This window comes from Kribbella hippodromi (assembly GCF_039531045.1).
GTDB lineage: Bacteria > Actinomycetota > Actinomycetes > Propionibacteriales > Kribbellaceae > Kribbella > Kribbella hippodromi.
On record NZ_BAAAPH010000006.1, the window covers coordinates 192,255 to 202,955 of the forward strand.

Below are 10,701 nucleotides of genomic sequence, written 5' to 3' on the forward strand. Positions count from 1 at the left end.
CTGCGAGAGCAGGCTGGGGGAGGCGGTAGGTTACATGGCTGTTCTTGCCTATCTGTCGTCGGAGAGGTGTGACCGCATGTCCACGATCAGTAATTCAGAGGCGATCGCGGCGTGGTCGGCGATGCCGGCTGACGCGATTGAGGCGTACGACGAGCAGGGCGACTTTCCCAAGCGCCACCTGCTGAATGGGAATCTGCTCCGGATGCTGGGGCCAATCGACGGCCGGAAAGTCCTCGATGCAGGCAGCGGCGACGGCTATTTGAGCCGGCTGCTGGCCGAACGCGGGGCAGAGGTGGTTGGCGTGGAGCCGGCATCCGCACTATTGGCGCGCGCTCAGAAGATCGAGCAGGAGCGGCGCCAGGGGATCAGGTTCGTGCAGGCCGATCTCTCGACGTTGCCGGAGGTTGGTCAGCCATTCGATGCGGTGATTTGCAGCATGGTACTGCTCGCCATACCCGCCTGGCAGTCGGCAATGGCGGCGTGTGTCAGCGCACTGAAGCCGGGCGGCCGGTTCGTATTCTCGATCACTCATCCGGCGTTCGAGAATCTCTACCCAACTTGGCGGAATCACGGTCATTACCAAGTTGATCGATACCTGGACGAGTACGAAATGCCAGACGGTCACGCACCCGACTTTCATCGCCCACTGTCTGCCTATCTCAACGAGGTCATCGGCCTCGGCTGCCGCGTGACCGAACTGTGCGAACCGAGACTTGATCCACAGGTAGCACGAGACAGCGGAATCGACGCAATCGAGTCCTACGTCGCACTACCGAACTTCCTGATCATCAGCGCCGAACGCGACAGCTGACGTGTCCGGCGCGGCCCAATCGGCACCAGCCAACAAACTGCGAGGCTCCGTTTGCGCAGGTCAGAGCTCCGTAGGTGCTGCCACACGGGGTAGCGGTTCTGCGGCTATGTATCCTTCCCCGCGGCCACTATCGGACAGTCTGCGTCTCACGGTCGTGCGTATTCCGGCGTATGGTCGCCCGTCGACCGGCGGGGGAGCCGGGAGAGTGCTGCGGACACTCCGTGGGTCCAACAGTTGGCCGGTGGGCGATGCCCCTGTTGGCGCAGCGCGTCAGCTCGTCAAGTGGCGCCGGCTGACACGCGCGGATCACGGCGCAGAGTCCGCGACTTCACGGAGCCGTTCTAGCTCGTGTAGAAGATCTCGAGTCCGAGGCTGACGTAGACACCGGTCTGGCGGCAGGTAATCCGGCTGCGTTTACAGTTGCGAAGTCCGCCATGTCATGCCCGGAAAGCAGATTCAGGCTCCGCTCCTCGAGTTCGGCCCGGGGGCGCCGGCCCTGTCGGCACAGGGCCGGCGAGAGACCTCGGTAGCGGAGGGCCGAGTTGAGTCGCTGATAGTGCTATGGCCCAGCCGCCGGGCTCGTCGTTGCCGACGAAGCGCCACCGGCGTCCTCCGCACAGGCTCGCGGCCCTGTAGCAGCCGGTCGTAGCAGCAGGTCTGGGTGGCGGTCGCATTCACCGCGCGTACTAGACCATCACGTTTACTTCTTGAGCGCGGATCGCCAAGCAGTTGCTGTTGCGGTGTCGTACGGCCGGGTGAAGCCGCATGCCATCCAGGCAATCATCTTGCTCTTCGGTTCGCGAGCGTCGATATTGCCCGAGACGAGCAGTCGCGTTCCAATGTCGTAGCGCAGGCTTGAGTCGGGTGTGCGGCCGCTCAGTCCCATTGAGATAGTTACCCGGCTTCCAGATCCACCGCGGTACCAGCTGTGAACATCAAACGTGACTGCGACGACGTCCGGGCTCACACCGGGCTGCCCAGGGCCGGATCCACTCACTTTGCCGCCGATCGCCGCAACTGTCCCATCGAGGGCAAAGTGTCGGTGCGTCAAGTTGGAGAGGCTGTAACTCTCGACGCATTGCGCCGAGGCACCGCGCGTTGTGCTTGCCGGCGTTTCCTCAGCGGCGCCCACGGCTGGATCGTCGGTGGTTGGTGTCTGAGTGAGGACCAAGGCTGCTGCGGCCGCGACCAGCCCCGCACCTGCGAGTCGGGCCCGCAACCTCCTCCGGGGCCTGTTAGCGACCGGGCCGCGGTCTGAACTGACATCGGCGGCGGCCTGCCTGACCGCTTGGCGCGCACGCGCGAGCACCTCGGGCGCCACCGGCGCCACCCGTCCAGCTGCCACGAGGTCGTCGTCCCACCTCGGCGTTGGTTGTGGGCCATCGGGCATCTTGTTCGTCACGACCGGTCTCCGTCCGCACGACTCATCTCATTTAGTACTTGCCCTCCGGCGCCAAGCCGTTCGTGCATGTGCCTCCTTGCGCGGTGTAGCCGAGTCCTCGCGGTAGTCGCCGGGATCCCGAGAGCATCGGCGATTTCGCCGGGAGTGAGCTGTTCCCAAGCGACCAGTAGCAGCACTTCCCGATCAATTTCCGGCAACGTCGCCAAGGCTGCTTTCAGCAGTGGACCCGCCGCCACGGCGTCCAGCCGCTGATCGACCATGTCCCAGTCCTGCTTGTCGGCGTGCAGAAATGCGACCTTTGTGCTGTAGCCGAGTGCGTCGGCAACGAGTGCCGGCGGTATTGCTGCAGGTCATCGGCTTGTCGCGACCGGCCGGCGCTAGCAGCGCTTCGGTGCCGCGGGGCCGGCGTCGGCACCACGGCAGCCCGGCAGCGGCCGCCGTTTGTGCAGGTCGGAGCCCTGTCGGTGCCGTTGTGCGGGGTAGCGGTTCCGCGGTCACTTACCTGATTCATCTGATGCAATACGCAGACTAGTAGTTGACATAATGTCCCTTATCGGCGCACTGCGGTGGGGTGGTATCTGACGGCTGGAGCAAGCTCATCTGTCTGACGCGGCTGACTCGAAGGCGCCATTGACGAGTACCGGGACGGTCGACGAGACGTTGAGGTCTGCGGCGACGGCTACGTCAGGCCCGAATCCCTTACTGATGAGTTCGCGGCCGCCGACACAGTTACGTATTCGGTCGCCGAGGCTGCTGAGACCAGCGTCGAAGATTTCGGCAGCTGCCAGAGCTTCCGGGCTCAACTCATCGCCATAGCCGAGGGCGACGAGCCCGGAGAGTATGGCGCCGGCGCCCAGATGGTCCTCCAGGGCAGGGCGCAGCGAGTCGTCGTGACTCCAGCGTTCGCCGGCCGCGATGACAGCGATCGAGCGTCCGGCTTCAAGCGCCGGTGTGAGCCAGTTGGCGACCGCCCTGGCGTTCCGAAGGCAGCCGACGGCAAGGTTCGAGTGACTCTGCTGTAGGGCAGCCGCGATCGTGGATCCGTTCGGCGATGGAAGTACGAGCCGTGGGATCGGCTCACAGACTAGAAGGGCTGCCGGCGAAAGAGAAGGCGCAACCACGGCGCCGTCCTTGGTCGCCTCGAGCCGACCGACTGCGAGCACAGCATCGTGCTGGGCGGCGAACTCTTCTGCTTGTGCGCCTCGCCAGCGATACGGGAACACTCGGATGCCGCGCTCGACGGCGAGGGTCACCGAGGTTGAGAAGCTGAGCACGTCGACAACTACGGAGACGTCGGCCCCTGTGGCCCTTGCACCGATCGGCCCCCAATCAAGCCGTACACCAAAATCGCCCTGCCCGAACAGATCAGCCACAATCCAGCAACTTAGCCCCTTGCACGCTTCCATGCGTGACGCAATCGGAGTCTGCCGGCTCACGATGTAGCCAGCCAACGGCCGCGATCCGCTGTCGCACTTCGCAGGTATTGTCGGAGGCGCATGCCTAGATCGAACGCATGTGCGGTCCAGTTCCATGCAGGACTTGCGGAACACCGTGGCGGTCGGTGAGCTTGCCTACCGTTGTCAGACCGGTGTCTTCACGGTGGTGACCGCACTCGGCCGCCAGAGCTCTTGCTGCAGTCAGTCAGCGACCTCGACCTGATGCAGTGTCGCTCCCCCGGCGGCATCGAAACCCACAACGCATCGAGATCCACAACGTCGGGAGGCACCTTCTGGAGATACCCGTCGTAGACGGTGACCCGATCCGTACGGTCGGGTGGCTCGAACGGGTCGGTCTCCGCCAGATCCGCGGCGACGCGCCCGTACACGATGTCGTCGTCGAGGATGGGCAGGGCGTGACGCATCTTGTTAGCAGATCCTGCAGCGCTGCGCGGTGCACTAGGGCCCCGCGTTCGCGTACGTTCGCGTCGAGGCGAGCCGGTCGCCGAAGGTGCGCATCGTACGGAACTCCCGTCATGGCAACGTCCGGTGGTACCAGTCGAGCGCGGGCGTGGCATTCGGCTGTCGGTGCTTGCTTCTAGCATCACGGGCATGACCAAGCAGGCCTTCGGCGACGACATGGGTGGCCCGCGGCATGAGTTGGAGCCTGCTTTGTCGACCTTGCTGGCGCAGGCGTTGATTGCGTACCGGATCGAGCTGGACAACGAGTTCGAAAGACTGCTCGCGCAGTCAGGGTTCCCCGGGTTCAAGCTGCCTGTCGTGTTCTGGCCGCTGCTACGCCACGTCGACCACCCGGGAACGACAGTCGCCGAGCTGCTCGAGTGGACTGGCTGGACCGAGAAAGATCTGTTCCCGATGATCGGCGGCGTGGAGCGATGGGGGTACGTCGACCAATACCAGTCGACCCACAAGGGCAGCGGCCCCACGTCGTACATCGCGCCGACATAACCACCGTCGACTGGTCCGTTGCCCGGCATCTCCAGGGTCAGCAGCGTCTCGCCAAGTACGCACTCTCCGCCGACAACGATGATGTCGACATCACTCCACTCGTCGCCCCTTCCGGCCCCGAGTGAACCAACCAACCAGACTCCCTCAGCCCGTAGCGTCGGCACCGTCTCCGCCAACCACCGAGCCCGCCCACTAGCCAGCGCCGCCACCATGCCGAGCGCCTGATCCCGCATCACGCAACGGAGGCTATCCGGCCTGCCTACCAACATTGGTGCTCCAGCGCTGGCCAAAGCCAGTGGAGGAAGGGTCCGGGGCGAGATCCTTGGGTCCAGTCAAGCTGCGCTGAGGCGGGTCTTCAGCGACGTCAGGTGGTCGGCCGTCGCGCCGCCGTGAACCAGATAGGCCGCCGCTCCGCCGTATTGATGGCGGAGGTGTTCAAGAATGTGAATCATCGTTTCGGCTCGGGGAAGGGACAGCTCCGGGAGGGGTACGTTCGGGCGGTCGCCAATCGTGGTTGTTCTGTGGATGTGTGAGTCGCCGAACTGCGCATAGTCGGCGGCGATCGCGTCGCTGGATGCACCGACCAGGTCGAGAGCGAGCGCTGTGACCAGTCCTGTTCGATCCTTGCCGGCGTGACAGGTGACCACGACACATCCCGGTGGAGCTTCCGCGATGCCGGCGATGGCAGTCGCGAATCGATGTGCGTGCTCATCGAGGAGCATGCGGTACTGCTGGACCAAGGCCAGCGTGGAGACGTCCGGGTCGGCGGGATCGGTGAGCGGTGCGTTGAGCCAGAGCGCATCGTGGGCGAACGGAGAAGGAAATGTCTCGCACTCCCATTCGCTCCGCAGGTCAACGATCCGGCTCACCCCTGCAGCGCGGACTGCTGCGATGCCTCTGTCGTCGAGTTGGTCAAGGTTGTCGCTGCGGACTAGCGCACCGATCCGGATCGCGCCGCCGTCAGCCAAGGGGATCCCGCCGAGGTCCCGCGCATTCCGGCACAATGGCCAGTCCAGCATCGCTGGCTCCGTCACGGATCCCCCTCCAGCACAGAATCAATGCCGGATCATAATCGAGCTCGGTGCGCGCTCATACAGATGTGCGTACGACAGCCCGTCCCCAGCTAGCCTCGATCACATGCCCGCGTATCGGCCTCTGCTTCTTACCGGTGGTCCTGCTGTTGGCAAGACCGTGACCGGCCGGGGCCTGGCGCAGTCAACAGAGCGATGCGCGTACATCGACGTCGACGACGTACGTCAACTTGTGAAGTCCGGCGGCGCCGCGCCATGGGAGGGCGAGGAAGGGCGCGCACAACACGTACTCGGCGTCCGCAACGCGGCTGCATTGGCGGCGAACTTCAGTGCCGACGGCTTCAACGTCACGATGAGCGACGTGATCGACGCCGAGTTGCTGCGGCTATACCGAGAGTTGGTCCCAGACATCATGGTCATTCGGCTTTCGATCAGTCATGCGATGGCTCGCGCTCGGGCGCAGACACGCCGGGTCTATCTCACGGACCAGGAGTTCGAGACGTTGCACCGCCAGCAGCTCCCTCCACTCGAGACCGATGTCGATATCGAGGTGTCGGCGTTGGCGCTGGATGCGCAGATCGATGCTGTCCGAGCCGCTTGGCTGCGCGTATGACTAGGCACCGCCCAAGCGAATCCCACGCTGTGCCTTACAGGTCCAGTAGGTAGAGGCTGAAGGTTGTTGGGGTTCCGTCTGGGTGGGTGTCTCGGTTGGAGGGGAAGTCTCGGATGTACGTGAAGCCGGACTTCTGGGCTACGCGGACTGAGGCCGTGTTCTGGGGTTCTACTCGGATCGCGGCGCGGGTTCCGGTTTTGGTGGTTCGGAGGGTGTTGCAGATGAGGTGGACGGCCTGGACGGCGATGCCTTGGCCGCGGGCCCATGGGTGGACTGCGTAGGCCAGGGCCACGTCCTCGGGGTCGAGGCCGTCGTCGAGGTCTGGGGTGTAGTCGATGTAGCCGCAGAGGCGGTCGGAGTTCCAGATGCCGAAGCCGCGTTTGCCGGTTCCGGTGGTGGCGTTTTGGGTGAGTTGTTCGAAGAACTTGATGGTTCCTTCGACGTCGCCGTAGCCGCCGGTCAGCCAGCGGACGGTCAGGGCGTCCTCCCCCGCGCAGTGCGCTTCCGCGTCCGCTGCCGTCAGGGGTCTGAGTTCGATCGTCACGTGGCAGACGGTATGCCGGACGGATAGGTGCGTCCATCGGGTTGTACGCGAGTGGTCACGGTCCGCCTGGTACGAAGGTGAACAGGGTCTGACCCTTCAGCAGAGGTTTAGGTACGCCGGTGAAGCGGTGCACGCCCACTCCGAAGCCGGCGTTCTTGTCCGACAGCCAGACTCGGTCGAAGGATCGTTGCTCGAACCAGTCGCAGATCGTCGGCGCCAGGTCCGGATCGTTGCGTTGACGGGTCCAGATCACCGTTGCACCGGTCCGGCAGAGCTGTGGACACGCCGCGATCGTCCGTTCGATGTCGGCGTTCGTGATGTTGCCGAAGATGCCGCACAGCAGTACGAGTTCGGCCGGAACCATCCCGTCGTACTGGTCGATCTGCGACGCGTCGCCCGTGATCACCTCGACCTGCTCCGGGGCCTGAGCCCGCGCGGCGGCTGCGAGGTCGGGATCCCGTTCGACGAGCCGGGCGCGTACGTCGGCGCGCCGCAGGTGATCCGCCAGTACGCCGAGGAGGTCCCTCCCCTGCCCCGCACACAGCGCGATCACCGGCACCGGTCCGGCGGGCGCGCGGTCCAGGGCGGCGCGTACGTGAGCCTGCACCGCAACCAGCCGCCGCGAAAGTGCGGATTCAGGATCGTCGTACTGCCGATGCCACGCCTGCCAGTCCATCTCACGAGATGCTGCCATAAAGAGGGATCAGCGCTGCAGGGCGAGTCGTGCGCCGAGGCCGATGAAGAGTCCGCCGGTGGTCACATCCAGCCGACGGCGCGCCCGCTCGCGGGTACGCAACCAGCCTCCGATCCGCCCGGCAGCCACTCCCACCGAGCCGTCCACCAGGAACTCGATCACCACCAGCACAGCTCCCAGGACCGCGAACTGCAGCCACAGCCGCCCCCGCGCCGGATCGACGAACTGTGGCAGGAACGCCAGCGTGAAGGTGACCATCTTCGGATTCACCAGATTCGTCAGCAGACCCATCGAGTACGCCCGCCGCCCCGAAACACCGGCGCCGTCGTCCAGGTTCGTACCTTGGCCGCGCTTCCGGATCATCTGCACGCCGAGGTACACCAAATACGCGCCACCCACGACCCGCGTGACCGTGAACGCGGCCGGCACCGCCGCGAACAACGCCACCAATCCGGCCGCCGCCAGCACGACGTGAACGATCTCGCTCGTCGCCACGCCCGCGGTAGCCAGCAAACCTGCCCGCGGCCCACCGCGAACACCACAGCCGAGTACGAACAGCATGTCCGGTCCAGGTACAACCATCGCGACCAGAGTTGTGACCAGGAACGCCAAGAACAACTGCTCATCCACAGGCATGGCCCGATTGTCACACCCGGAGGGTCTGCGTCGTAAAGGTGTACTGGCGGCGGTTTGTGCGCGAGACTTCTGCGGTGGCTACTGAAATTGCTGAGAGTGATGAGCTTCGGGGTGGGCGAGTTCGGCTGAGTGACCTCGGGGGGCTTGAGGTTCGGGATTGCGAGGTCAGTGGGCTGAAGGTCGTCGACTGTTATGGGAGCGACGTCTATTTGGGTGGTGCGTTCGGGCGGGTTGTTGTCAATGACATTGACGTGACCGCGTACGTCGAGAGTGAGCTTGATCGGCAATGTCCCGCGCGGGTGCTGGCGCGCGATGCCGAAACGCCGGACGACTACTGGGCTGCCTGGGATGCCATCGAGGTGATGTGGCAGGCGACGTTTGATCGCGCCCGGAAGTTGCCTGCAGGCGAGGTGTACGAGCAGGTCGACGGCGAATGGTCCTTTGTCGAGACGCAACGGCATTTGCTGCTCGCAAGTGATGCGTGGCTTGGTAATGCGGTGCTTGAGGAAGAAGCTCCGTACCACCCGCTGGGTTTTCCGTACAGCGGGATGCCGCGTGCCGATTCGGACAAGCTCGGGCTCACGCTCGAGGCCACGCCGACGCTGGATGAGGTGCTGGTGCCACGGCTTGCGCGGATGGCGACGATGCGGCGGGTAGTCGACGGTCTAACCGACGCCGAGCTCGACCGGGTGTGCGGTCGCAAGCCAGCCGAGCCCTACCCGGACCAGGAATACGTTGTGCGCCGCTGCCTCAAGGTCGTCCTCAAAGAAGAGGCGGAGCACCACCGCTACGCAGTTCGCGACCTCGCCACACTCGAGGCGAACAGCTGACAGTTCTACCCTGCCTGAGACGTAGGGTGTTTTGGCATGACCGTTGAGTTGCTGAATCCGAGTGATCTGCCAACGCCCCAGACGTACAGCCACGTAGCGATCGCTACCGGTACCAAGCTGGTTTTCATCGCCGGTCAGGAGCCAGAGGACCTGCAAGGCAATCTGGTCGGACCGGGCGATCTCGCCGTCCAAGCGCGGCTGACGTTCGCGAACCTCGGCCGTGCCCTGGCCGCGGCGGGCGCTCGGCCCGACCAGGTCACGCGCCTTGGGATCTACCTGGTCGGATACCTCCGGGAGCATCAGCCGATCATCCAGGAAGCCCGCCAAGAACTGTTCGGCGACCACAAACCCGTCGACGTGATGATCGGTGTCGCGGCGCTTGCCCGGCCAGAGCAGCTGATCGAGGTCGAGGCCACCGCAGTCATCTGAGAACGGAGCACCAACCTACGGAGCTTTGGGTGCGGAATGCAGTTCCTTACGCAAGAGCGTGATTTGGGTTTCGTACAAGGTGACGGTGCCGTCGGGGGATTCCTGGTTCCAGGAGGCGGGTTCTGAGCCGGTGACCGAGTAGCCGAGGCGTTCGTAGAGGGCTTGGGGGCGGGAGGCGTTGATGTCGACGCCGATTTCGGCGCAGGTGAGGCCGCGGGCGCGGATTCGGTCTTCCAGGGCGTGGATCAGCAGTGTGCCGATCCCGCAGGACTGGAGCGGTTCGAGGACTGACAGTTGCCAGATGGTCGCGGCGTCGGGTGGCTTCGTGTAGTCGGCGCCTCCGACGGCGACCGGGCGGCCGGAGGGTGTGCAGACGGCCAGGTAGTCGACCTCGCCGCGGCCGGCGCGGTTGATCGCCTCGGTCACCGAAGCGAGGGCAGTCGGACGCCCGTACCAGGCCATCGCCGGCAGGTCGTCGTGGGTCAGCGGGCGGATCGTCAGCGGGACCACGATCTCAGGCATACGTCGCAGCTTGACAGACCAACCGGCGACAAGGCGACCCAATTGGAAATCACTCGCACGCCGAATAGCTGACCGAGTATCGTCGGCCGCCGGAACGTACGGCAGAAAGTCGGTGGGATGAACAGCTATCCACTGTTCGGTGTGCGCGTCAGTACGCCGGTGCTCGAATTGCGGGCGGCCACGGACGATGTGCTGGATCGGCTGTCCGGCCTGGTGCGGGCGGGCAAGATGCACGCGGACCCGTCCCCGTACGACGACCCGATCTCGTTCTATGAGCCCGATCCCGATCTTCGAGTCGCCAAGTGGCTCCGGTCGATGTGGCGCGGCCGCGGTACGGTCGACGCCGAGAAATGGCGGCTGTACTTCGCCGTGATGGTCGACGACGAACCGATCGGAATGCAGGACCTGTGTGGCGTCCATTTCTCCACCTTCGGTACGGTCACGTCCTTCTCGTGGCTGTCGTCCGATCATCGCGCTCGCGGGTACGGGCAGGAGATGCGTACGGCGATGCTGCACCTCGCGTTCGAAGGGCTCGGCGCGAAGGAAGCGACGAGTGACGCGTTCGTCGACAACCAAGGTTCGAACGCGATCTCACGCAACCTCGGGTACGAACCCGACGGCGCCGACTGGGCCACCCGCGAAGGCGAACCGGCGTTGCTGAACCGCTGGCGGCTGACGAGATCCGCCTGGGAGAAGCAGCGCCGAGATGACATCGAGCTCCACAACGTCGACGCCTGTCACGCGTTCCTGCCGCTTACCTGACGCACGACTCCCCTCCCCCAGG

15 protein-coding genes are annotated in these 10,701 nt (G+C 64.8%); 6 read left to right on the forward strand and 9 right to left on the reverse strand.

The features are described 5' to 3' along the window. Nucleotides 1-76 precede the first annotated feature (76 nt). On the forward strand, nucleotides 77-811 hold the full coding sequence (locus tag ABD260_RS11525; protein WP_344233419.1) for a class I SAM-dependent methyltransferase: 735 nt from the start codon (nucleotides 77-79) through the stop codon (nucleotides 809-811). A 700-nt stretch (nucleotides 812-1,511) separates the two neighbouring features. On the opposite strand, the gene ABD260_RS11530 is transcribed toward ABD260_RS11525, so the two are convergent. From ABD260_RS11530 to ABD260_RS11545, 4 genes are all read right to left on the reverse strand, one after another. Beyond that, nucleotides 1,512-2,213: a hypothetical protein gene (locus ABD260_RS11530; RefSeq protein WP_344233420.1), complete on the reverse strand. Its 702-nt coding sequence runs from the start codon at nucleotides 2,211-2,213 to the stop codon at nucleotides 1,512-1,514. Then, nucleotides 2,210-2,473 carry an RNA polymerase sigma factor gene (locus ABD260_RS11535; RefSeq protein WP_344233421.1) on the reverse strand — a complete coding sequence of 88 codons (264 nt, stop codon included), beginning with the start codon at nucleotides 2,471-2,473 and terminating at the stop codon, nucleotides 2,210-2,212. The genes ABD260_RS11530 and ABD260_RS11535 overlap by 4 nt, the downstream gene beginning before the upstream one ends. 336 nt (nucleotides 2,474-2,809) lie before the next feature. Continuing rightward, entirely contained in the window at nucleotides 2,810-3,586 is a 777-nt protein-coding gene (locus ABD260_RS11540) for a 2-phosphosulfolactate phosphatase (protein WP_344233422.1), read from the reverse strand. A 221-nt stretch (nucleotides 3,587-3,807) separates the two neighbouring features. Next, entirely contained in the window at nucleotides 3,808-4,074 is a 267-nt protein-coding gene (locus tag ABD260_RS11545) for a hypothetical protein (protein WP_344233423.1), read from the reverse strand. A 187-nt stretch (nucleotides 4,075-4,261) separates the two neighbouring features. Between ABD260_RS11545 and ABD260_RS11550 the strand changes: the two genes are divergently transcribed. Next, nucleotides 4,262-4,618, forward strand: a complete 357-nt coding sequence (locus ABD260_RS11550) for a hypothetical protein (protein ID WP_344233424.1) — start codon at nucleotides 4,262-4,264, stop codon at nucleotides 4,616-4,618. A gap of 332 nt (nucleotides 4,619-4,950) precedes the next feature. Here the strand turns inward: ABD260_RS11550 and ABD260_RS11555 are convergent, their stop codons facing one another. Beyond that, nucleotides 4,951-5,652 carry a tyrosine-protein phosphatase gene (locus tag ABD260_RS11555; RefSeq protein ID WP_344233425.1) on the reverse strand — a complete coding sequence of 234 codons (702 nt, stop codon included), beginning with the start codon at nucleotides 5,650-5,652 and terminating at the stop codon, nucleotides 4,951-4,953. A gap of 103 nt (nucleotides 5,653-5,755) precedes the next feature. On the opposite strand from ABD260_RS11555, the gene ABD260_RS11560 reads away from it, so the two are divergent. Next, nucleotides 5,756-6,262 (forward strand): ATP-binding protein, encoded by a 507-nt coding sequence (locus tag ABD260_RS11560; protein ID WP_344233426.1) that lies wholly within the window; start codon nucleotides 5,756-5,758, stop codon nucleotides 6,260-6,262. Nucleotides 6,263-6,296: 34 nt separating this feature from the next. Here ABD260_RS11560 and ABD260_RS11565 read toward each other — a convergent pair whose 3' ends face one another. Genes ABD260_RS11565 through ABD260_RS11575 form a run of 3 tightly spaced genes read right to left on the reverse strand, consistent with a single transcriptional unit; the run spans nucleotide 6,297 to nucleotide 8,136 of the window. Next, nucleotides 6,297-6,806, reverse strand: coding sequence for a GNAT family N-acetyltransferase (locus ABD260_RS11565; protein WP_344233427.1), 510 nt, complete (start codon nucleotides 6,804-6,806; stop codon nucleotides 6,297-6,299). A 55-nt stretch (nucleotides 6,807-6,861) separates the two neighbouring features. Next, entirely contained in the window at nucleotides 6,862-7,482 is a 621-nt protein-coding gene (locus tag ABD260_RS11570; protein ID WP_344233428.1) for an SAM-dependent methyltransferase, read from the reverse strand. A 27-nt stretch (nucleotides 7,483-7,509) separates the two neighbouring features. Further along, the gene (locus tag ABD260_RS11575) at nucleotides 7,510-8,136 is read right to left on the reverse strand and encodes a LysE family translocator (RefSeq protein ID WP_344233429.1); all 627 of its coding nucleotides are present in this window, start codon (nucleotides 8,134-8,136) and stop codon (nucleotides 7,510-7,512) included. A gap of 74 nt (nucleotides 8,137-8,210) precedes the next feature. Between ABD260_RS11575 and ABD260_RS11580 the strand changes: the two genes are divergently transcribed. Beyond that, nucleotides 8,211-8,966, forward strand: coding sequence for a DinB family protein (locus tag ABD260_RS11580; RefSeq protein WP_344233430.1), 756 nt, complete (start codon nucleotides 8,211-8,213; stop codon nucleotides 8,964-8,966). Between the two features lie 36 nt (nucleotides 8,967-9,002). Then, nucleotides 9,003-9,395, forward strand: coding sequence for a RidA family protein (locus ABD260_RS11585; RefSeq protein WP_344233431.1), 393 nt, complete (start codon nucleotides 9,003-9,005; stop codon nucleotides 9,393-9,395). 15 nt (nucleotides 9,396-9,410) lie between these two features. Here the strand turns inward: ABD260_RS11585 and ABD260_RS11590 are convergent, their stop codons facing one another. Next, nucleotides 9,411-9,917 (reverse strand): GNAT family N-acetyltransferase, encoded by a 507-nt coding sequence (locus ABD260_RS11590; RefSeq protein ID WP_344233432.1) that lies wholly within the window; start codon nucleotides 9,915-9,917, stop codon nucleotides 9,411-9,413. 117 nt (nucleotides 9,918-10,034) lie between these two features. On the opposite strand from ABD260_RS11590, the gene ABD260_RS11595 reads away from it, so the two are divergent. Continuing rightward, on the forward strand, nucleotides 10,035-10,679 hold the full coding sequence (locus ABD260_RS11595; protein WP_344233433.1) for a GNAT family N-acetyltransferase: 645 nt from the start codon (nucleotides 10,035-10,037) through the stop codon (nucleotides 10,677-10,679). Nucleotides 10,680-10,701 lie beyond the last annotated feature (22 nt).

Excerpts from the sequence above, each read along its gene's own strand:
- ABD260_RS11525 (WP_344233419.1), top strand. The coding sequence starts at position 77 with ATGTCCACGATCAGTAATTCAGAGGCGATCGCGGCGTGGTCGGCGATG.
- ABD260_RS11535 (WP_344233421.1), bottom strand. The coding sequence starts at position 2,473 with ATGGTCGATCAGCGGCTGGACGCCGTGGCGGCGGGTCCACTGCTGAAA.
- ABD260_RS11545 (WP_344233423.1), bottom strand. The coding sequence starts at position 4,074 with ATGCGTCACGCCCTGCCCATCCTCGACGACGACATCGTGTACGGGCGC.
- ABD260_RS11550 (WP_344233424.1), top strand. The coding sequence starts at position 4,262 with ATGACCAAGCAGGCCTTCGGCGACGACATGGGTGGCCCGCGGCATGAG.
- ABD260_RS11560 (WP_344233426.1), top strand. The coding sequence starts at position 5,756 with ATGCCCGCGTATCGGCCTCTGCTTCTTACCGGTGGTCCTGCTGTTGGC.
- ABD260_RS11570 (WP_344233428.1), bottom strand. The coding sequence starts at position 7,482 with ATGGACTGGCAGGCGTGGCATCGGCAGTACGACGATCCTGAATCCGCA.
- ABD260_RS11575 (WP_344233429.1), bottom strand. The coding sequence starts at position 8,136 with ATGCCTGTGGATGAGCAGTTGTTCTTGGCGTTCCTGGTCACAACTCTG.
- ABD260_RS11585 (WP_344233431.1), top strand. The coding sequence starts at position 9,003 with ATGACCGTTGAGTTGCTGAATCCGAGTGATCTGCCAACGCCCCAGACG.
- ABD260_RS11590 (WP_344233432.1), bottom strand. The coding sequence starts at position 9,917 with ATGCCTGAGATCGTGGTCCCGCTGACGATCCGCCCGCTGACCCACGAC.
- ABD260_RS11595 (WP_344233433.1), top strand. The coding sequence starts at position 10,035 with ATGAACAGCTATCCACTGTTCGGTGTGCGCGTCAGTACGCCGGTGCTC.